We start from the raw sequence: 19,892 nt of genomic DNA, 5'->3' as shown, positions 1-19,892 counted from the left end.
TGTTTGTCTTATAGTTACATTAGATCTGCCACTATTCCAGCCTGCACCACCGGAATTGTGCATAGGCGCATCCGTGGATGTACTCAATCCCGCTTAAGACAAATTTCTAACCGCTATCCTGCCAGCGTTGCGTCCAGCCGATGTGGTAAAGGATTGGGGGCATTCATATATCGAAGCCTGCCCGAGCCACATTCAAGACCAAGGCAAACCCTGAGAGACTGCTAACCGCTGAGTCCTAAAGCTCCTCCAACCGGGCGGAGTTCCGCAGGTGCAGCGGAAGACGCTCCTGAGCAGCAAGGCGCTTGTACTCAGCTTCGACCATTGGATTAAGAGTTTTTCGCAGGACATCGGCAAGCTTGTTGGCCACACTCTCGTTTAGCGATTTGATGGACCCTACCCTTCCCGCCGAGCAAACCCTCTGTTTCTCGCTGATATCCAAAGCATCCAAAACCCCCTTTAGGTAAGCCCACAGATAATCGCTCTCACGGTGCAAGGCAGCACTTTCGGGCGCCTCCTGATAATCCCAGTCGACCCTGAACAACTTACCGACCTTCGTAATCTCAATTTTTGGCAGCGCTGGCTGTCGTGACATTTGTCCTCCTTAAGAACACTTCGTATATGGAAGGTCTGAGAGATCCTCTATAACCAGCCGGTCAGAGGGTCAGATCCATCAATGGCAAGCTCATTGTAGAAAAACACCTCGCCAAGAAAAAAACACCTGAAAAAGCACTTATCCCCCTCCCGCCGACGGGCCTCGTCTAGTTTTTTTGTGCAAACAAGGCAGAAAGGAAAGTCATAGTCACAGGTCAAGCTAGCCGGGGGGTTACAGGCCGAACGGCTGATTGCACTGAATGTAAAACATTGCAAAAAAGTGAAGCGGTCGTGCTCTACTCTCTTCAAGAGTAAGACAGAAGGCTAAGACATGAAGCCCCATGATTACGGGGGCCAAACGAAAAAAAACATACATTTTTGTGAGTTTTTTGCTTTTGCTCACATCGTTTTCGCTGACGTTTTTGGGCATCTGAATTTTATGCGATTGGCTTCGAAGGCAAGCTGGCCGCGACTCTCCGGGAAAAGTGCAGTTTCACAATACCTCCCCAGTGGAAGGTGGGAGGCACCCGCAGTTCCTAAGCAAGTAATTTTTCGGTCAGCCTGGCCGCAGGGATGGGGAAAACATGCGTATTTTTATCGATGAATCAGGAACGTTTACCTTCACACCTAAGCACAACGCCTGGAGCGCCTTGGCCGCAGTCGTTATTTTGGAAGATGCGATGGACGCGGCCGAAAGCGCACTTCAACAATTCAAGGTCGAAAACGGGGTTTCCCCAACCGACGAGTTGAAGCTTGGAAAGGTGGGCGATGAAATGAGCTACTTTCGCCTTTTAAACCGGCTGGCTCAGTTGAATTGCACGCTATATGCACTGGCAACGGATGCCCATCTCAACACACCCGAAACTGTAGGTACTCACAAGGGAATGAGCGCTCAGGGGCTTGTAGAGCACATAGATAAACTGGTTCACCAAACCCTACGAGACGATGTCCTGAACATCTCCAATCAGGTGCTCAGACTCTCGGACCAGCTCTACATCCAGTTCATCTGTCAAATCAAGCTGATGCATTACGTGGTTTCGCAAGCGATGAATTACTACGCCCAACGCAACCCGGAGACTCTTGGATCGTTCGTATGGCGGGTGGATCAAAAAGATCCGGTAAGAAAAACTGAGTTCGAAGATGTGTTTGAAAACCTCAGCCCACCGTATCTACAAAGCATGTCTATAACTGACCCATTGCCAAGAGTCGAAGGCTTCGATTACAGCCACATGGCAAGGTATGACTTTTCAGAGACGGAGAAACCTTCCTATCTCAACGATCACTACAACCTTGACCTCGATTTGCGTGATGTATTGGACATAAAGAAATTGATCAGAGAAGACATCCAATTCGTTGACTCAAAAGTCGATTTTGGTATTCAGTTGGCTGACCTTTTGGCGTCGGGGTTAAGACGCTGCCTGAGACGGGAATTTAAGGACAACCTTAGGGCTGCCACGTTTCTAGGTCGCCTAATGGTCAATCGGGGACGCAGTCAGCAACCTGTGCTGCTGTTATCGCTTGGCGAAGAAAAACCTCTCGACAAAGCTACAGAAAAACTGATCAACATGATGACACGACAACAACGCCCCATGATCAGAAGGTGAATCGTCGGTGGGGTCGATGATCCATACCCGTCCAAAGCCCGTCCAATTCAGGAAGATTTCATTACTGCATATATGCACATAAAAATCCAAAACTGTTGATTTATCTGGGCTTCCCTAATGAGTAGGCCACTCTAACTCGGGCTCATAATCCTTTGGTCCACGGTTCAAGTCCGTGTGGGCCCACCAAACAAAAAAGCCGCGCTTAATGCGCGGCTTTTTCGTGTCTGAGTGACTGGTTTTTGTAGCACTATTTTTCGGATCGCTCAGTTCGCAAAATTTTCGATCTTTACCTGGCCCTCAGGAAAGGTCGCGATGATTTCCAGCTCGCCCCCCATTGCGCGGATGTAGTTGCGCAGCGTGCTGATGTACATGTCTGTACGTCGTTCCATCCTGGAAATTGCCGCCTGATTGACATGCAGCATCTTGGCCAGTGTTTCCTGGCTCAACTCCTGGGCCTTACGCAGCTCGTGCAGGGGCATTTCCTTCAGGTGCTGCTGGAACAACCGCTCTGCGTTTGCGCGAGACTCTGGCGTCATACGAGCTTGAAGTTCAGCAAATTTTTTAGCCATCGTTGCGGCCCTCTTTACGCAATGTTTCCAAATGGTCGTCATACAGTTTTTCAGCCAGCGGGACATGCTCGTCATACCAACGGTTTTGCCCGGTTTTATCCCCTCCGATTAAAAGTAGTGCGCATCGGCGTGGATCAAACGCATAAAGCACGCGAATGGGACGACCGGCATGCTGGACCCGCAACTCTCGGAGGTTGCCCAGTCGTGAACCTTTAATGTCGCTGCTATGTGGGAAACGCAGGCCCGGGCCGAGTAACCCAAGCAGATCGACGCTGGCTGACACCGAGGACTGCTCTTTCGCGTCCAACCTCTCCCACCAGCCTTCAAATTCATCGGTGTATTCAATTTCCCAACCCATACCAATATGCCACCCAAGGAATATGATCTCAAGGGAATAACTTTAGGCATTAGCGGCCGTGCGGCCACCTTGGTTGCCAATGCAATTGTTAAGGGCGGTTTCGAGCGGGATGTGGGTGTTCGGCTTCTGGCGTTTGGTTTTGTTTACTTCAGGTGGCGCAATATCGGATGACGTCCGCAGACCTTGTAGGCAAACTCCGAATCGTGTTTTGTGGGCACTTTGATGCCTTGTTGCGCTGTTCTTCGACGGGATAGTCTCCGGACGTCGCTGCAAATGCAGTGATCGGGTGTGGTAACCCGGCGAAACCAGCGCACTAATGCACGCATTACGAACGAAGGTAGTTTTCAGGCCTGAATTCTTGATATGGCGGCTGTGCGTGGGACGCCCTCGGGCGTGCCGGTTTCCTTGGTTCCCGGTTTACCACCCTGCGTACAGCTGCCACCTTTTCGTGTGGTAACGAAAAATGGCAGCTCCTGGAACCCTGGAGTAAAACCATGCCCCAAACAAATCCGCTCCACCCCTCAGAACTGAAAACCATCGGCCTCACCCCCTTCATCTACTGCTCAAACCAACCGCTGTTCCATGTCAGTAGTGGCGTTCCCCTCGCCGATGCTCTAGCTCAGGCCTCAAATCTGTTGTACCTCGCCAAGGAGCTGACCATGGACGCCGCCTACGCCAAAGACACCGACCGCCACGCCTGGGCAGCGCATTACCTGACGTCGATGAGCAAGGCCGTGGTCGATGATGTGATGAAGGTGCTGGAGCGCGGACCTGATCGCGCCAATACGAAGTCCGAAAAATAGCGGCCAATTGACCGTGGAATGAGCCCCGAGAATTCGGGGCTTTCACAGGATGATCGGTGGTGCGTTGTCTTACGCCCAAACACCCAACGCTGGAATGGCCTGCACTGGCCGCAACCGCTCAAGCATTTCACGCGTAAACACCACCTCATACGTATCCGCTGCCCTGCCCCACTGCTCCACGATGACCATGGCGTCGACCAACACGCGCCCCAGTTCGGTAATCGTGTCCGCCAGATCCTCGACGATTGCTTGAGTCCGGCCCCACATGCGATCAGTCATCGCTTGAAGCTCAGCCGCAATACGGTCAGATGACGCAGGGTCCGTATCGGGACAGGTGATGTTGCGCAGTAAATGCTGAAGCTCTTTTACTTTTGCATAATCCTGTTCCGCCCCCAGCGCACCTTTCAGGATGGTGACGGCTTTCGTCTTGTCGACGCGATTCCCGGACCGATGTGTCGAAGACAATGTCTGCCCGATGGCGCCAGCCATCAGGACCATTATTCGGGCTTCCACGTGCGCTTTCATTGCTTCCATCGATGAAATCGGGCGCGCCAGGGTAATGGCAGCGCCCCCTTGATGGCGCAAATCCATGGTCACGGACAGAGTCACGCCGCCGGTTGCAAACCCCAATGCGCGGGCCACGACGTAGTGGCCCATTTCGTGATGGGCGATCTGTAATGCGTGATCCCGTATAGCGGGAGACATCTTCGTTGTCATTTCCATTGCCCCGCACTCTTCGAATTCGACTGACTGTTAGTGTCCATTCTGTCGAGCGAAGTAGGAAGATTCCCAAGTTGTTGAAGCTCTATTCTTATAGGCCCTGTTACGCGGCTTATCGAGCTCGGGTCAGTGTTTACAGCCAGTACAATCAGACTCAAAACCTGAAAAAGACAAGGTTCCTCGTCAACAAAAACAGCGAGATTCCTCATGCAAAACCTGGCCTATCCGCTTATCGACCTTTCAGCAAAAAACTTGCAATGCGAAGCGGTTCTACCTAGTCTTCGCCGCAACACACCCGCCATGCCTATAGTTGCGTCAGCAGCCAAGCACAAATTGAGCGGGTTTTTTTTGCCCGGAGTTTTTAGGGCATGAGAGTCTTTGGTAAACCGGTGATCGACATCACTGCCCAAATCGAACTGCTCAAGCAGCGTGGCCTGCAAATCCAGGATGAGGCTCGAGCACAGTACTTCCTGCAAGCTGTCAGCTTCTTCCGCCTCACACCTTACATGCGTACGTTTCAGCATGCAGACGATCAAGATCACCCTTTCCGCAAGGGTTCCGAATTTCGTGAACTGACCACGCTCTATGAGTTCGACCGCAGGCTGCGCCTACTTGCAATGGATGCCATCGAGCGTGTCGAAGTTGCCGTTCGTTCATTGATCAGCAACCACATGGGCCCCACTCACGGCGGGCATTGGTACATGGAAGTCCGGCTGTTTCAGCACACCTATGACCACGCTCGATTGATGGAGACCATACGCACCAAGCAAAACAGCGCCAAACGCGATTACGAAAAAGACTGCCAACGGATAGACCGCCTGCAAACCGATACCAGGCGTAAAGATCATCTTAAGCGGCAACGTGCGAAAGAAAGCTATGCCCGGCACTATCCGGTAACGTACGACCAGCCGTCACTGATGCCCGGATGGGCCATGCTGGAAGAGCTGCCCCTGGGAGATCTGTCTCACCTTTACAAGGGACTTGCCCGCGACGCAGACAAGAAAGTTATCGCCAAGTACCTTGCATTACCTGCACCTCTGCTGCAATCGTGGCTGCATACCCTGACCACCATTCGCAACATTTGCGCCCATCACGCGCGGCTGTGGAATCGGGAGCTGGGGATACGACCTGAACTGCCTAAGAAAACCAGTTTTCAATGGCCACAGGCATTACTTCAGCAGGGACAGCATCCGCGAATTTTTTCGGTTTTGTGCATCCTAAAACACTTGATGCACCAAGTGAGCCCACACACCCATTGGGATCGCCGTTTACTAGAACTGATGCTGGAATTTCCCAGTCTGAATCAGCGAGCAATGGGATTTCCACAGGAGTGGCACCAAGACCCGTTCTGGCAGATAACTGAGTAATTTCAAAAAAGAAAAAGCCGCGCAATTGCGCGGCTTTTTCGTACGTGCGATTCAGCCTTTACTCAGGCAAGGCATACGCAATCACGTAATCCCCACGATCCGTTGACTGACGTGCACCGCCCACCGTCAGCAGGATGTACTGCTTACCGGTTTTCGGCGAAACGTAAGTCATCGGACCCGACTGGCTACCCACCGGCAAACGCGACTTCCAGATCTCATTCCCGTTACCCGTATCGAACGCCCGCAGGTAGAAATCCTGGGTACCAGCGAAGAACAGCAGGCCGGACTGGGTAGCCAGGGAAGCACCGAGGGTCGGCATGCCAATCGGAATCTGCAAATGCATGCGGATGCCCAGCGGACCGGTGTCTTGCACGGTGCCGACCGGCACTTGCCACATCAGTTTGTGGGTCTTGAGGTCGATGGCGGACATCGTGCCGAACGGCGGCTTCTGGCACGGAATGCCCACCGCCGAGAGGAAGCGTTCGCGCATCGCCCCGAACGGTGTGCCTTCCTGTGGCACGACGCCCATTTCGATACCGCTAGCCCCGGCGGCGATCTTGTTGCGCGGGATCATGTAGTTGGCGAGGCCCAGGCGCATGTCGTTGACGAACATGTAGTTCGTGTTTGGATCTACCGAGACGCTGCCCCAGTTCATGCCGCCCAACGAGCCCGGGAATTGCAGCGCGCGGTCCATGCCCGGCGGGGTGTAGACGCCTTCGTGGCGCATGCCTTTGAACTGGATGCGGCACATCAACTGGTCAAACGGCGTGGCGCCCCACATGTCGGCTTCGGTCAGGGTCTTGTTGCCGATGGACGGCATGTCCACCGAGAACGGCTGGGTGGGCGAATAGCGTTCGCCGGGCACACTACCTTGCGGAACCGGGCGCTCTTCGACGCGCGCGATCGGCACGCCGGTTTCGCGGTTGAGCAGGAAGATCTCGCCTTGTTTGGTGACTTGCGCCAAGGCTGGCTGCAGGCCACCCTTGTTGTCCGGCACGTCGTACAACAACGGTTGGGCCGGCAGGTCGAAGTCCCACAGGTCGTGATGGGTGGTCTGGAAGTGCCAGCGCACCTGACCGGTCTTCACGTCGATGGCGACGATGGACGAACTCCACTTGTCATCGAATGCCGTGCGTTGGCCGCCGAAGAAGTCTGGCGTGGCGTTGCCGGTGGGCAAGTAGACCAGACCGAGTCTGGCGTCGTAGGACATGGCCGACCAGACGTTTGGTGTGCCGCGCGTATAGGTCTCACCAGCCGGTGGACGTTTGGTGGTGTTCGGATTGCCCGGATCCCACGCCCACACCAGTTCACCGCTGCGTACATCGTAAGCGCGGACCACGCCTGGCGGCTCGCCGGTGGAGTAGTTGTCGGCCACACGGCCACCGACGATCACCACGTCACCTGCGACCAGCGGGGTCGAGGTTTGCTGGTAGTAACCGGGCTTCACTTCACCCATGTCGGTGGTCAGATCGACCGTGCCTTTGTTGCCAAACTCTTCACACGGCTTGCCGGTCTCGGCATTGATCGCAATCAGACGGGCATCGCCGGTCGGCAGAAACAGACGTTTCGTACAGGCAGTCGGCTGGTTATCCGAAGACACTGGCGTCTCGGAATAACCCAGGCCACGGCAACGCTGCCAGTTTGGCGCAGTACCTTGCGGGTCGAACTTCCAGCGTTGGGCGCCGGTGTCGACATCCAGCGCGAAGACTTTGCCGTAAGCGGTGCAGGTGTAGACCGTGTCGCCGATTTGCAGCGGGGTGTTCTGGTCTTCAGCGCCAGCGCCGGTGCTTTGCGGGATATCGCCGGTGCGGAACGTCCACGCCACCTGCAACTTGTCGATGTTGCCTTTGTTGATCTGGTCCAGCGCGGCAAAGCGGTTGCCAGCGGTGGTGTTGCCCCAATGGGCCCAGTCTTTCTGTTCGGTACCCGGAGCGACCGGCGTAACAGCCGGTTCAATGCTGGCCTTGACCACATGGGTCGGCACGAACATGTAGGCCATCGTTGCGACAACGCCGACGCCCAGAATACCGGCGAGGCCATAAGCGCCACGGCCGGCAGTCGCGCCTGAAGCACGCACCAGCGTCGGATAGATCAGCGCAACGACCACGCCGATCACGGCGAAGGTCAGCACGCGCGAGACCAATGGCCAGTATTCGAACCCGGTGTCCCATACGGCCCAGATCGCGGTAAGAATCAGCGCCACACCATACAGCCACGCACCTTGTGGCTTGCGACGGGCGATCATCAGCCCGGACACCAGCATCGCCAGGCCCATCAGCAGGAAATACCAGCTGCCGCCTAGCGAGACCAGATAACCGCCGCCACCGGCCAGGCCGAGTCCGATCAACGCAATCAGGACACCCAGCCCCGACAGCAACCATTTGCCGCCGCCGGCAGCCCCAGAATTATTCATGTCGGTAATTTTTCCCATTTGTGACAAGCGCGGAATAATGTACTACCTAGTTACTTATGGCAAATTGTCGCAGGCAAAAATGGCATGAACGGTACTGAGGCTAGATCAAACATCCGGTATGCGAGCGGTGCTGTAACATGCTGACCCATTGATTTGTGTTGCTGGAGACGACCATTGCCTGACACTCGCCCGCCCGTTCTTGACGAAATCGACCGCCAATTGATCGCGGCCCTGCAAATCAATGCCCGCGAAAGCGTGGCCATGCTCGCCCGGCAATTGGGCATCGCCCGCACCACCGTGACGTCGCGGCTGTCGCGACTGGAAAAGGCCAGGGTCATCACCGGTTACGGCGTGCGCCTGGGCCAGCGTGTGGTGGACGGCGGATTGCAGGCGTACGTCGGGATCACGGTGCAACCGCGCTCGGGCAAGGAGGTGTTGCGGCGATTGAGCGCGATGGCTCAGGTTCAGCAGTTGTGTGCAGTGAGTGGCGAATTTGATTATGTGGCGTGGCTGCGCGCTGATTCGCCGGAGCAACTGGATCAGTTGCTGGATCAGATCGGCAGTGTGGACGGGGTGGAGAAGACGACCACGTCGATCATTCTCAGCAGCAAGATAGATCGCGGCCAGCCGGTTTAACGCCGAGCAAGGTGGGAGCGAGACCGGCCTGCTCGCGAATCGATTTACGCATCACTATCAATGTCGACTGACACTCCGTCATCGCGAGCAGGCTCGCTCCCACACTGGACGGTGTGTAGCAATAGCTCGTCATTTTGCACAATTAATTAGCAAAACGACGACACATTGCGTCTTATTAACGTGTTCTACGCTCTCTAGAATGGCTGCCATCTTTTCCTATACTCAGACGCGCACCCCGCGTCCGGTCGCCAGCAAGGTCAGCCATGAACAAGAACAATCGCCATCCTGCAGACGGTAAAAAACCAGTCACCATTTTTGGCCCGGACTTTCCTTTCGCCTTCGACGACTGGATCGAACACCCGGCCGGCCTCGGCAGCATTCCTGCGCACCACCACGGCGCCGAAGTAGCGATTGTGGGCGCCGGTATCGCCGGTTTGGTCGCGGCCTACGAACTGATGAAACTGGGCCTCAAGCCCGTCGTCTATGAAGCCTCGAAATTGGGCGGCCGCCTGCGCTCGCAGGCGTTCAACGGGACCGATGGCATCGTCGCCGAACTGGGCGGCATGCGCTTCCCGGTGTCGTCCACCGCGTTTTACCACTACGTCGACAAGCTCGGCCTCGAGACCAAACCCTTTCCCAATCCGCTGACCCCGGCCTCTGGCAGCACCGTCATCGACCTGGAAGGCAAAACCCATTACGCACAGAAACTGGCGGATCTTCCGGCACTGTTCCAGGAAGTGGCTGACGCGTGGGCGGACGCACTGGAAGCCGGTTCGCAGTTCTCCGATATCCAGCAAGCAATCCGCGACCGTGACGTGCCGCGCCTCAAAGAGTTGTGGAACACCCTGGTTCCGCTGTGGGACGACCGCACCTTCTACGACTTTGTCGCCACCTCCGAAGCCTTCGCCAAGCTGTCGTTCCATCACCGCGAAGTATTCGGCCAGGTTGGTTTCGGCACTGGCGGCTGGGACTCGGACTTCCCGAACTCGATGCTGGAAATCTTCCGCGTAGTGATGACTAACTGCGACGATCACCAACATCTGGTCGTCGGCGGCGTCGAACAAGTGCCGCAAGGCATCTGGCGCCATGCGCCGGAACGTTGCGTGCACTGGCCCGAAGGCACCAGCCTCAAGTCGCTGCACAGGGGCGCACCACGCTCCGGGGTTAAAAAAATCGCTCACGCCGCGGACGGTCGTTTTGCGGTCACCGATAACAATGGCGATACCCGCGAGTACGCGGCGGTGCTGACCACCTGCCAGAGCTGGTTGCTGACCACCCAGATCGAGTGCGACGAAACCCTGTTCTCGCAAAAGATGTGGATGGCCCTCGACCGCACCCGCTACATGCAATCTTCCAAAACCTTCGTGATGGTCGACCGCCCGTTCTGGAAGGACAAGGATCCGGAAACCGGCCGCGACCTGATGAGCATGACCCTCACCGATCGCCTGACCCGCGGCACCTATCTGTTCGATAACGGCGACGACAAGCCGGGCGTGATTTGCCTGTCGTACTCGTGGATGAGCGATGCGTTGAAAATGCTTCCACACCCGGTGGAAAAACGCGTCGAACTGGCGTTGAACGCGCTGAAAAAGATCTACCCGAAAGTCGACATCGCGGCGCGAATCATCGGCGATCCGATCACCGTGTCGTGGGAAGCCGACCCGCATTTCCTTGGCGCCTTCAAAGGCGCATTGCCCGGTCACTACCGTTACAACCAGCGCATGTATGCGCACTTCATGCAGGCTGATATGCCAGCCGAACAGCGCGGGATTTTCATCGCTGGCGACGACGTTTCGTGGACGCCGGCGTGGGTCGAAGGCGCGGTGCAAACCTCGCTCAATGCGGTGTGGGGCATCATGAAACACTTCGGCGGTGAAACTCACGCCGAGAACCCGGGTCCAGGAGATGTGTTCAACGAGATCGGTCCGATCGCCCTGCCCGAGTAAAAGGAGTTCGAAATGCGCGTAGCCCTTTACCAATGTCCACCACTGCCTCTGGACGTCGCCGGCAATTTGCAACGCCTGCATCAACTGGCGCTGGAGGCCAAAGGCGCCGATTTGCTGGTGCTGCCGGAGATGTTCCTGACCGGTTACAACATCGGCGTCGATGCCGTCAGGGTCCTGGCGGAGGTGCACAACGGAGAGTCGGCGCAGCAGATCGCGCGCATTGCCAAGACCGCAGGGATCGCCATTTTGTATGGCTATCCCGAGCGTACCGAAGATGGGCAGATCTACAACGCCGTGCAACTGATCGACGCCAATGGCGAACGCCTTTGCAACTACCGCAAGACTCACCTGTTCGGCGACCTCGATCACTCGATGTTCAGCGCCGGCCAGGATGATTTTCCGCTGGTGGAGCTCAACGGCTGGAAGCTCGGTTTCCTGATTTGCTACGACATGGAGTTCCCGGAGAACGCGCGGCGTTTGGCCCTGGCCGGCGCCGAGCTGATTCTGGTGCCGACGGCGAACATGATTCCTTACGACTTCATCGCCGACGTCACAGTCCGCGCCCGCGCCTTCGAAAACCAGTGTTACGTGGCGTATGCCAATTACTGCGGCAACGAAGGCGACATCCACTACTGCGGCCAGAGCAGCATCGCCGCGCCGGATGGCAGCCGCATCGCTCAGGCGGGCCTCGATGAAGCGCTGATTGTCGGTGAGCTGGATCGCCAGTTGATGATCGATTCCCGCGCGGCCAATCGTTACTTCCTCGATCGCCGCCCCGAGCTTTACGGCGAGCTGAACAAGCGCTGACACCCAGTAATCCGCTAGCATTAGCGCTTCCCTGTTCTGGAAGTGCTCATGCCTGCGCTGAATCCCCCTCGCCCTCACACTGAAACCCTGGCCAACGGCCTGCGGGTGACGCTGCGTCATGCCCCGAATCTGAAGCGTTGTGCGGCCGCGTTGCGGGTCACTGCGGGCAGTCATGACGTGCCATTGGCATGGCCAGGCCTGGCGCATTTTCTTGAGCACCTGCTGTTTCTCGGTACCGAGCGTTTTCCTGCGGAACAAGGGCTGATGGCCTACGTACAAGGTCATGGTGGCCAGGTGAATGCACGGACCAGTGAGCGCACCACCGAATTCTTTTTCGAATTGCCACCTCAAGTTTTCAACGGAGGATTGCAGCGTCTGTCAGACATGCTCGCTCATCCGCGTATGAATCTGGACGATCAGTTGCGGGAACGGGAAGTGCTGCACGCGGAGTTTGTCGCCTGGTCGCAGGATCCTACGGCACAGCAGCAACTGGCGTTGTTCGATGGGCTTTCGCCGACTCATCCGTTGCGCGGCTTTCATGCCGGCAACCGCGACAGCCTGCCCGTGCAGCAACCGGAGTTTCAGCAAGCGCTGCAGGATTTCCATCAGCAGTTTTATCAGACCGGACAGATGACGCTGAGCCTGGCCGGCCCGCAAAGTATCGAAGAGTTGAAGCAAATGGCGCTGAAATTCGGCGAAGTGATTTCCATGGGAGAAAACCTCCCGCAACAGGCTCCTGTGCCGCTGATGGAATCTTCAGTCGCAAGTTATCAACAGGCTGGCGAGCGTCGGCTGGATCTGCTGTTTACCTTCGAAGCACTGCCCAATGCGTCGACCGAAGCATTGGCGTTTCTGTGCCATTGGCTGAACGCCGCGAAACCCGGCGGGCTACTGACTGTATTGCGCGAATGCGGTTTGGCTGAGCATCTGAATGCCAAGCCACTGTATAAATTTGCCGGACAAGCCGTGCTGCACGTTGAATTCACAACGACCGCCTCGGCGAGCGTCCTGAGCGAGAAGCTCCTGGATTGGCTGGGCTTTTTTGCAGCTCAGCAAGATTGGGCCCTTCTGCGTGACGAGTACGCTGCCGTGCTTCAGCGCCAGCAACAAGTCAGCAGTGCGCTGCAACTGGCCCGACTCGACAGCGAACAGCTTGAAACCGGGTTATCCGAGCAGAGCGTTGCTGCGCTCAAGGACATCCTGAAGAAAATCGGCGCTGTGGATAACTTCAGTGGTGAATGGCAACTGCCGACACCGAATCCGTTCTTGCGCGCCGAGGCGCCACCCTCAAATGCCGGCCTGATTCGCGGCCAGACCAGTAAACACCGTGGCCTGCGGACATTTGCGCAGGACCGCTCGCGCAGCCGTCGCGAAAACTCGCCGATGCAATTCAGCCAGGCCCTGCCGGACAACACCGCTGAAGGCGCGATTTATCTGCGCTGGCGACTGGAGTCCAAACCTCAACCCCGCCATCAACAGGGTCTGGATAACCATCTGCAACCGCTGCGCGAGGATGCCCGTCAGGCGGGCGTCGACTTTTCTTTCAGCGCTTCTGGAAATGAATGGTTGCTGAAAATGACGGGGCTGCAAGAGTCGATGCCGACCGTCCTCGAACATGCGCTGAAAGAGCTGACAAACCCTGACGCCGGTTTCCCACAGGAAGAACCGAAAAGCGCCGCGTTGATACCGATTAAACAACTGCTGAAAGCGCTGCCTGATCATTGCCTTGAGCAAAGCTCAGTCGCTGATGACTTGCAGCAGCTGTGGTCGACGGCGCGCTGGGAAGGCCTGGCAATCGGGTTGTCGGCACAGACTCAAGCAGCGATGGGGTTCGCCCTGAGTCGCGTGCCCGGCATTGCGGACACTCAACCGTCGCCGCTGTCCTCGATCAACGGGCAGCGTCTGTGGACCGCCCTCGACACCGGTTCCAGCGAACACGCGCTGTTGCTGTTCTGTCCGACGGCCACACAGGAAATCTCTGACGAAGCTGCGTGGCGTTTGCTCGCGCACATTTATCAGACGCCGTTCTACCAGCGTCTGCGCGTTGAGTTGCAACTGGGTTATGCGGTGTTCAGTGCGCTGCGTCAGGTCCATGGGCAGACGGGTGTTCTGTTCGGCGTGCAATCACCGAGCGTCGCCCCTCTAAACCTGCTGCAACACATGGAAGACTTTCTGAACGACTTGCCCACAATGATCGACGGCATCGACGAGGCGACCTTCGTTGCCCAGCGTCAGGCCTTGGCCGATCAATTCCAGATCCCTGCATTGCCCGTCGCCCAGGCCGCCGAACTGCTCTGGCAGGGCAAGCTGGCCGGCCACTCGTCGGATTATCTGGCACAGCTTCCCCAATCCATTCTGGACATCGATCGTTCTGCCCTGCGCACCGCCGCACAACGCCTGATCAACGCCGAGGGCGGCTGGCGCTGTCTGGCCAGCGGTTCGCAGCCAGAGGCGCCTTGGCAAGTGGCAAAATGATCATTACCGCTGGTGCAATTAGCTTTTTCCGAGAATGCAGGCCAATCACTCTGTAATTTTGAGTAACATAGCCACCTAACTATCTGAACATCTCCGGCTGGAGGTGGACTATATGTATAGATCTCAACCGTCCCATCACCTGAAGGAGCGCTCCCATGTCCTGGTCCAAACCTGCTTACACCGACCTGCGTATCGGCTTTGAAGTCACCATGTACTTCGCAAGCCGCTAAGCTTGTCCTGCCGTTCAGCGCCTCGGTTTGCCGAGGCGTTTTTATTTTCAGCGTTGAAATGATGGAGCACCCATGTTTGTCCAGATTCTAGGTTCCGCCGCCGGCGGCGGTTTCCCCCAGTGGAACTGCAACTGCGTGAACTGCGCAGGTTTTCGCGACGGGAGCCTGAATGCCAAGGCGCGGACCCAGTCGTCCCTCGCGATTTCCGATGACGGCGTGAACTGGGTGCTGTGCAACGCCTCGCCGGACATCCGCGCCCAGCTCCAGAATTTTGCCCCGATGCAACCGGGCCGCGCCCTGCGCGATACCGGTATCAGCGCGATCATCCTGATGGACAGCCAGATCGACCACACCACTGGCTTGCTCAGCCTGCGCGAGGGTTGCCCGCACAACGTCTGGTGCACCGACATGGTCCATGAAGACCTGAGCACCGGTTTCCCGCTGTTCACCATGCTGACCCATTGGAACGGCGGGCTGAACTGGAACCGCATCGAACTCGACTGCAGCTTCACCATCCCGGCCTGCCCGAGTCTGCGTTTCACTCCGCTGCCGCTGCGCAGCGCCGCGCCACCGTACTCGCCGCACCGTTTCGACCCGCATCCGGGCGACAACATCGGGTTGATCATTGAAGACCTGAACACCGGCGGCAAGCTGTTCTACGCGCCGGGCCTGGGCAAAGTCGACGCGCCGCTGCTGGAGATCATGGCCGGCAGCGACTGCCTGCTGGTGGACGGCACGATGTGGGACGACGACGAAATGCAGCGCCGTGGTGTCGGCACCCGCACCGGCCGGGAAATGGGCCATCTGGCGCAGAACGGCCCCGGCGGTATGCTGGAAGTGCTGGAACAGTTGCCCAAGCAGCGCAAGGTGCTTATCCACATCAACAACACCAACCCGATCCTCGATGAGGATTCGCCGGAGCGCGCCGAGCTGGCTCGGCGGGATGTTGAAGTGGCGTATGACGGCATGAGCATTGTGTTGTAGGACACCGAGACCGCTGCGCGGTCTATCGCCAGCAGGCTGGCTCCCACATTGGATCTGCGGTCACACCAAATCCCTGTGGGAGCGAGCCTGCTCGCGATGAGGCCCGAACAGACACAACAGAATCCACCGGTTGTTCCCCGGAGACCGAAATGACTGACACCCCACTGTCCCCCGCCGAATTCGAAGCCGCCCTGCGCGCCAAGGGCGCCTATTACCACATCCATCACCCCTATCACGTGGCGATGTACGAAGGCCGGGCGACCCGCGAGCAGATCCAGGGCTGGGTCGCCAACCGCTTCTACTATCAGGTGAACATCCCCCTGAAGGACGCCGCGATTCTGGCCAATTGCCCGGACCGGGAAATCCGTCGCGAGTGGATTCAACGCCTGCTCGACCATGACGGCGCCCCCGGCGAAGACGGCGGCATCGAAGCGTGGCTGCGTCTGGGACAGGCCGTCGGCCTCGACCCGGACCAACTGCGCTCGCAGGAGCTGGTGTTGCCCGGCGTGCGTTTCGCCGTGGACGCCTACGTCAACTTCGCCCGCCGGGCCAGTTGGCAGGAAGCCGCCAGCAGCTCTTTGACCGAGCTGTTCGCGCCGCAGATCCACCAGTCGCGCCTCGACAGCTGGCCGCAGCATTACCCATGGATCGACCCGGCCGGTTACGAATATTTCCGCACCCGCCTGGGCCAGGCGCGCCGCGATGTCGAACACGGTCTGGCGATCACCTTGCAGCACTACACGACGCGGGAAGGCCAGGAGCGCATGCTGGAAATTCTCCAGTTCAAACTGGACATTCTTTGGAGCATGCTCGATGCCATGAGCATGGCCTACGAACTGAAACGCCCGCCGTATCACAGCGTGACCGAGCAACGGGTCTGGCACAAAGGAATCAGCTTATGAGTTTTGATCGCAGCAAGACCCCAACCTGGCGTCCAGGCTACCGGTTCCAGTACGAACCGGCGCAGAAAGGCCATGTGCTGCTGTACCCGGAAGGCATGATCAAACTGAATGAAAGCGCCGCGCTGATCGGCGGTTTGATCGACGGCGAACGTGACGTCGCAGCGATCATCGCCGAACTGGACGCGCAGTTCCCTGGCGTGCCAGAGCTCGGTGATGACATCGAGCAATTCATGGAGGTCGCCCGTGCTCAGCACTGGATCGAACTTGCCTGATTCCGTGTCGGACAAGTTACCGCCCAAACCGGAAATCGGCCTGCCGCTGTGGCTGCTGGCCGAGCTGACCTACCGCTGCCCGCTGCAATGCCCGTACTGCTCCAATCCGCTGGATTTCGCCGAGCAAGGCAAAGAGTTGAGCACCGAACAGTGGATCAAGGTGTTCCGCGAAGCACGGGAAATGGGCGCGGCGCAGCTGGGCTTTTCCGGCGGTGAACCGCTGGTGCGCCAGGACCTCGCCGAACTGATTGCCGAGGCGCGCAAGTTGGGTTTCTACACCAACCTGATCACCTCCGGCATCGGCCTCACCGAGCAGAAAATCAGCGACTTCAAGAAGGCCGGCCTGGACCATATCCAGATCAGCTTCCAGGCCAGCGACGAGCAGGTGAACAACTTGCTGGCCGGCTCGAAAAAAGCCTTCGCGCAAAAGCTGGAAATGGCTCGCGCAGTGAAAGCACACGGTTATCCGATGGTGCTGAATTTCGTCACCCATCGGCACAACATCGACAAGATCGACCGGATCATCGAGCTGTGCATCGCCCTTGAGGCGGACTTCGTCGAACTCGCCACGTGCCAGTTCTACGGTTGGGCTCAGCTCAATCGGGTCGGTCTGCTGCCGACCAAGGAACAACTGGTCCGGGCCGAACGCATCACCAACGAATACCGCGCAAAACTCGAAGCCGAAGGGCATCCGTGCAAGCTGATTTTCGTCACGCCGGACTATTACGAAGAACGCCCGAAAGCCTGCATGAACGGTTGGGGCAGTATTTTTCTGACAGTAACCCCGGACGGAACCGCGCTGCCGTGTCACGGCGCCCGACAGATGCCGGTGCAGTTTCCTAACGTGCGCGACCACAGCATGCAGCACATCTGGTACGACTCGTTTGGCTTCAACCGCTTTCGCGGTTACGACTGGATGCCCGAGCCCTGCCGCTCGTGCGACGAGAAAGAAAAGGACTTCGGTGGCTGCCGCTGCCAGGCCTTCATGCTCACCGGTGACGCCAGCAACGCCGACCCGGTGTGCAGCAAGTCGGAACATCACGGCGTGATTCTCAAGGCCCGCGAAGAAGCCGAGCACGCGACCCAGACCATCGAACAACTGGCCTTTCGCAATGAACGAAACTCACGACTCATCGCAAAAAGCTGAACCCTTCAGCGCCGCCAAAGCGGTCGCTGCCGGTGTCGACTTTGCCGAACTGCAGGTTGGCCAGCATGGCCTGTTCTGGAACGAGTACCGTCCCGAGGACGCCGCTTGTCGAATCTGGCATTGGCGTGATGGCCAGGCACATTGCCTGACGCCAATGGGTTTCAGCGTGCGCAGTCGGGTGTACGAATATGGCGGCGGAGCGTTCTGTCTGACAGATGACGGGTTGGTTTTCGTCAACGAGGCGGATCAGCAGCTGTATCGCCAATCGCTCAAAGGCGAAACGCCCGAAGCGCTGACGTCCGGTGAATGCCGCTACGGCGATCTGCAATTTGCCAATGGGCAAGTGTTGGCCGTTGAAGAGCATCGGGACCGGCATCGACTGGTGGCCATCGATCTGGCGGACAGCACGCGGCATCTGTTGGCCGAGGGTGCTGACTTTTATGCCTCGCCGACACTGAGCCCCGATGCTCGACGGTTGGCCTGGATCGAGTGGAGCCGCCCGGACCAACCATGGACCGCGACGCGCCTGATGGTTGCCGAGCGCCAGAGCGATGGACGTTATGCTCAAGCGCGTTGCCTGGCGGGTGAAGATATTCAGGAGTCGTTGCAACAACCGCGATTCGATGACGGTGGCCGGCTATTTTGCCTGACGGATCGCGGCGGTTACTGGCAGCCGTGGGCGGAGTCTTCCGATGCGTTGCGCCCTTTGCCCAGCGCTGCGGCTGATCATGGACCAGCGCCCTGGCAGTTGGGTGGTTGCACTTGGCTGCCCTTGGGTGAAAACAGCTATCTGGCCAGTTGGACCGAAGGCGGATTCGGCCGACTGGGCATTGGCGGTGACACTACAGAAGATTTCACCGGGGACTACAGTCGATTCCGACATCTGGCACTGGATGAACAATTCATCTACTGCATCGCCGCTTCGCCGGTCAGTTCATCAGCCGTGATCGCCATCGACCGCAAGACCCGAGCCGTCAGGGTATTGGCCGGTGGAGTCGCGCCGCTGCCCGCCGATCAGATCAGCATCGCGCAAACCCTGCGCTACCCGAGCGGTTCGGGCGAGGCTCACGGTTTTTTCTACCCGGCGATGACCGGCGAAGCGAAACCGCCGCTGGTAGTGTTCATCCACGGCGGCCCGACATCAGCGTGCTACCCGATGCTTGATCCACGCATCCAGTACTGGGCACAACGCGGCTTCGCCGTGGCCGACCTCAACTACCGTGGCAGCAGCGGCTACGGCCGCGCCTATCGCCAGGCGCTGCATTTGAGTTGGGGTGAAGTGGATGTGGAAGATGCCTGCGCGGTAGTCGCCCATCTCGCCGAGCGCGGATTGATCGATGGCGACCAGGCGTTTATTCGCGGTGGCAGTGCCGGCGGCTACACCACGCTGTGTGCATTGGCGTTCAAGAAGGTCTTTCGCGCCGGTGCCAGCCTTTACGGCGTCAGCGATCCCGTTGCCCTGGGCCGCGCAACCCACAAGTTCGAAGGCGATTACCTGGATTGGCTGATTGGCGATCCTGAGCTGGACGCCGAGCGCTACGCCGCACGCACGCCCCTGCTGCATGCGAGCAACATCAGCGTGCCGGTGATTTTCTTTCAGGGCGAACTGGACGCTGTGGTCGTTCCGCAACAGACCCGCGACATGGCCGAGGCGCTGCAGCAAAACGGCATTCTGGTACAGGCGCATTATTACGCGGACGAACGTCACGGCTTCCGCAAGGCCGGTAATCAGGCCCATGCGCTGGAACAGGAGTGGTTGTTTTATCGACGGGTGATGGCGCTCGAAAGCTGAAACCGTGTCGCTCCCTTCGCGAGCAAGCCACGCTCCCACAGGATCTGCAGCGGGCACAAACTCTGTGGGAGCTGGCTTGCCAGCGAATGCGATCTATCTTGCGCTGCGAACCTTAGCGCTTGGCGATGATGTACACCGCATGCACGATCCCCGGAATATATCCGCACAACGTCAGCAGAATATTCAGCCAAAACGCACCAGCGAAACCGACTTGCAGAAACACGCCCAGTGGCGGCAATAGAATGGCGATGATGATGCGAATGAAGTCCATGGGGC

At 57.9% G+C, this 19,892-nt stretch carries 19 protein-coding genes; 13 read left to right on the top strand and 6 right to left on the bottom strand.

Features of this window, described 5'->3' with window-relative positions; all coding sequences use genetic code 11:
• Positions 1-235: 235 nt before the first annotated feature.
• On the bottom strand, positions 236-592 hold the full coding sequence (locus IB254_RS06555; protein ID WP_192416817.1) for a hypothetical protein: 357 nt from the start codon (positions 590-592) through the stop codon (positions 236-238).
• A gap of 583 nt (positions 593-1,175) precedes the next feature.
• On the opposite strand from IB254_RS06555, the gene IB254_RS06550 reads away from it, so the two are divergent.
• Positions 1,176-2,195, top strand: a complete 1,020-nt coding sequence (locus IB254_RS06550) for a DUF3800 domain-containing protein (RefSeq protein WP_192416816.1) — start codon at positions 1,176-1,178, stop codon at positions 2,193-2,195.
• Between the two features lie 263 nt (positions 2,196-2,458).
• Here IB254_RS06550 and IB254_RS06545 read toward each other — a convergent pair whose 3' ends face one another.
• Positions 2,459-2,764, bottom strand: coding sequence for a helix-turn-helix domain-containing protein (locus IB254_RS06545; RefSeq protein ID WP_008027032.1), 306 nt, complete (start codon positions 2,762-2,764; stop codon positions 2,459-2,461).
• Positions 2,757-3,122, bottom strand: coding sequence for a type II toxin-antitoxin system RelE/ParE family toxin (locus IB254_RS06540; RefSeq protein WP_008027030.1), 366 nt, complete (start codon positions 3,120-3,122; stop codon positions 2,757-2,759). The genes IB254_RS06545 and IB254_RS06540 overlap by 8 nt, the downstream gene beginning before the upstream one ends.
• A 494-nt stretch (positions 3,123-3,616) precedes the next feature.
• Between IB254_RS06540 and IB254_RS06535 the strand changes: the two genes are divergently transcribed.
• On the top strand, positions 3,617-3,925 hold the full coding sequence (locus IB254_RS06535; RefSeq protein ID WP_008035943.1) for a DUF3077 domain-containing protein: 309 nt from the start codon (positions 3,617-3,619) through the stop codon (positions 3,923-3,925).
• Between the two features lie 69 nt (positions 3,926-3,994).
• Here IB254_RS06535 and IB254_RS06530 read toward each other — a convergent pair whose 3' ends face one another.
• The gene (locus tag IB254_RS06530) at positions 3,995-4,642 is read right to left on the bottom strand and encodes a peptidase M41 (protein ID WP_192416847.1); all 648 of its coding nucleotides are present in this window, start codon (positions 4,640-4,642) and stop codon (positions 3,995-3,997) included.
• A gap of 371 nt (positions 4,643-5,013) precedes the next feature.
• Here IB254_RS06530 and IB254_RS06525 point away from each other — a divergent pair, with 371 nt between their 5' ends.
• Positions 5,014-6,012, top strand: coding sequence for an Abi family protein (locus IB254_RS06525; RefSeq protein ID WP_192416815.1), 999 nt, complete (start codon positions 5,014-5,016; stop codon positions 6,010-6,012).
• Between the two features lie 58 nt (positions 6,013-6,070).
• On the opposite strand, the gene IB254_RS06520 is transcribed toward IB254_RS06525, so the two are convergent.
• Positions 6,071-8,425: a glucose/quinate/shikimate family membrane-bound PQQ-dependent dehydrogenase gene (locus IB254_RS06520; protein ID WP_192416814.1), complete on the bottom strand. Its 2,355-nt coding sequence runs from the start codon at positions 8,423-8,425 to the stop codon at positions 6,071-6,073.
• 174 nt (positions 8,426-8,599) lie between these two features.
• Here IB254_RS06520 and IB254_RS06515 point away from each other — a divergent pair, with 174 nt between their 5' ends.
• From IB254_RS06515 to IB254_RS06470, 10 genes are all read left to right on the top strand, one after another.
• Positions 8,600-9,061, top strand: a complete 462-nt coding sequence (locus IB254_RS06515) for an Lrp/AsnC family transcriptional regulator (RefSeq protein WP_192416813.1) — start codon at positions 8,600-8,602, stop codon at positions 9,059-9,061.
• Between the two features lie 263 nt (positions 9,062-9,324).
• The gene (locus IB254_RS06510) at positions 9,325-11,007 is read left to right on the top strand and encodes a flavin monoamine oxidase family protein (protein WP_192416812.1); all 1,683 of its coding nucleotides are present in this window, start codon (positions 9,325-9,327) and stop codon (positions 11,005-11,007) included.
• 12 nt (positions 11,008-11,019) lie between these two features.
• A complete protein-coding gene (locus IB254_RS06505) occupies positions 11,020-11,814 on the top strand; it encodes a carbon-nitrogen hydrolase family protein (protein WP_192416811.1) in 795 nt (264 codons plus the stop codon).
• 48 nt (positions 11,815-11,862) lie between these two features.
• The gene (gene pqqF / locus IB254_RS06500; RefSeq protein WP_192416810.1) at positions 11,863-14,289 is read left to right on the top strand and encodes a pyrroloquinoline quinone biosynthesis protein PqqF; all 2,427 of its coding nucleotides are present in this window, start codon (positions 11,863-11,865) and stop codon (positions 14,287-14,289) included.
• A 155-nt stretch (positions 14,290-14,444) separates the two neighbouring features.
• Positions 14,445-14,519 carry a pyrroloquinoline quinone precursor peptide PqqA gene (gene pqqA, locus IB254_RS06495; RefSeq protein ID WP_009045898.1) on the top strand — a complete coding sequence of 25 codons (75 nt, stop codon included), beginning with the start codon at positions 14,445-14,447 and terminating at the stop codon, positions 14,517-14,519.
• A gap of 72 nt (positions 14,520-14,591) precedes the next feature.
• The gene (pqqB, locus tag IB254_RS06490) at positions 14,592-15,503 is read left to right on the top strand and encodes a pyrroloquinoline quinone biosynthesis protein PqqB (protein ID WP_192416809.1); all 912 of its coding nucleotides are present in this window, start codon (positions 14,592-14,594) and stop codon (positions 15,501-15,503) included.
• Positions 15,504-15,652: 149 nt separating this feature from the next.
• Entirely contained in the window at positions 15,653-16,405 is a 753-nt protein-coding gene (gene pqqC, locus IB254_RS06485) for a pyrroloquinoline-quinone synthase PqqC (protein WP_192416808.1), read from the top strand.
• Positions 16,402-16,677, top strand: a complete 276-nt coding sequence (gene pqqD / locus IB254_RS06480) for a pyrroloquinoline quinone biosynthesis peptide chaperone PqqD (RefSeq protein WP_008024193.1) — start codon at positions 16,402-16,404, stop codon at positions 16,675-16,677. The genes pqqC and pqqD overlap by 4 nt, the downstream gene beginning before the upstream one ends.
• Positions 16,649-17,824, top strand: a complete 1,176-nt coding sequence (gene pqqE / locus IB254_RS06475; protein WP_008024195.1) for a pyrroloquinoline quinone biosynthesis protein PqqE — start codon at positions 16,649-16,651, stop codon at positions 17,822-17,824. The genes pqqD and pqqE overlap by 29 nt, the downstream gene beginning before the upstream one ends.
• The gene (locus IB254_RS06470) at positions 17,790-19,616 is read left to right on the top strand and encodes a S9 family peptidase (protein ID WP_192416807.1); all 1,827 of its coding nucleotides are present in this window, start codon (positions 17,790-17,792) and stop codon (positions 19,614-19,616) included. Before pqqE ends, IB254_RS06470 begins: the two co-directional genes overlap by 35 nt.
• A gap of 112 nt (positions 19,617-19,728) precedes the next feature.
• Here IB254_RS06470 and IB254_RS06465 read toward each other — a convergent pair whose 3' ends face one another.
• Positions 19,729-19,887, bottom strand: coding sequence for a YqaE/Pmp3 family membrane protein (locus IB254_RS06465; protein ID WP_007904205.1), 159 nt, complete (start codon positions 19,885-19,887; stop codon positions 19,729-19,731).
• Positions 19,888-19,892: the final 5 nt, after the last annotated feature.

This window comes from Pseudomonas sp. PDM03 (genome assembly GCF_014852385.1).
In the GTDB taxonomy this organism is placed as follows: Bacteria; Pseudomonadota; Gammaproteobacteria; order Pseudomonadales; family Pseudomonadaceae; genus Aquipseudomonas; species Aquipseudomonas migulae.
The sequence above is the reverse complement of the archived record's forward strand: the minus strand, read 5'-3'. Positions and strand labels throughout refer to the sequence as shown.

Bases quoted from the DNA above. Each gene is read 5' to 3' on its own strand.
- pqqB (WP_192416809.1), top strand. From the start codon at position 14,592: ATGTTTGTCCAGATTCTAGGTTCCGCCGCCGGCGGCGGTTTCCCCCAG.
- IB254_RS06555 (WP_192416817.1), bottom strand. From the start codon at position 592: ATGTCACGACAGCCAGCGCTGCCAAAAATTGAGATTACGAAGGTCGGT.
- IB254_RS06465 (WP_007904205.1), bottom strand. From the start codon at position 19,887: ATGGACTTCATTCGCATCATCATCGCCATTCTATTGCCGCCACTGGGC.
- IB254_RS06540 (WP_008027030.1), bottom strand. From the start codon at position 3,122: ATGGGTTGGGAAATTGAATACACCGATGAATTTGAAGGCTGGTGGGAG.
- IB254_RS06530 (WP_192416847.1), bottom strand. From the start codon at position 4,642: ATGACAACGAAGATGTCTCCCGCTATACGGGATCACGCATTACAGATC.
- IB254_RS06550 (WP_192416816.1), top strand. From the start codon at position 1,176: ATGCGTATTTTTATCGATGAATCAGGAACGTTTACCTTCACACCTAAG.
- IB254_RS06470 (WP_192416807.1), top strand. From the start codon at position 17,790: ATGAACGAAACTCACGACTCATCGCAAAAAGCTGAACCCTTCAGCGCC.
- IB254_RS06535 (WP_008035943.1), top strand. From the start codon at position 3,617: ATGCCCCAAACAAATCCGCTCCACCCCTCAGAACTGAAAACCATCGGC.
- IB254_RS06545 (WP_008027032.1), bottom strand. From the start codon at position 2,764: ATGGCTAAAAAATTTGCTGAACTTCAAGCTCGTATGACGCCAGAGTCT.
- IB254_RS06510 (WP_192416812.1), top strand. From the start codon at position 9,325: ATGAACAAGAACAATCGCCATCCTGCAGACGGTAAAAAACCAGTCACC.
- pqqF (WP_192416810.1), top strand. From the start codon at position 11,863: ATGCCTGCGCTGAATCCCCCTCGCCCTCACACTGAAACCCTGGCCAAC.
- IB254_RS06520 (WP_192416814.1), bottom strand. From the start codon at position 8,425: ATGAATAATTCTGGGGCTGCCGGCGGCGGCAAATGGTTGCTGTCGGGG.
- pqqD (WP_008024193.1), top strand. From the start codon at position 16,402: ATGAGTTTTGATCGCAGCAAGACCCCAACCTGGCGTCCAGGCTACCGG.
- pqqC (WP_192416808.1), top strand. From the start codon at position 15,653: ATGACTGACACCCCACTGTCCCCCGCCGAATTCGAAGCCGCCCTGCGC.
- IB254_RS06525 (WP_192416815.1), top strand. From the start codon at position 5,014: ATGAGAGTCTTTGGTAAACCGGTGATCGACATCACTGCCCAAATCGAA.
- IB254_RS06505 (WP_192416811.1), top strand. From the start codon at position 11,020: ATGCGCGTAGCCCTTTACCAATGTCCACCACTGCCTCTGGACGTCGCC.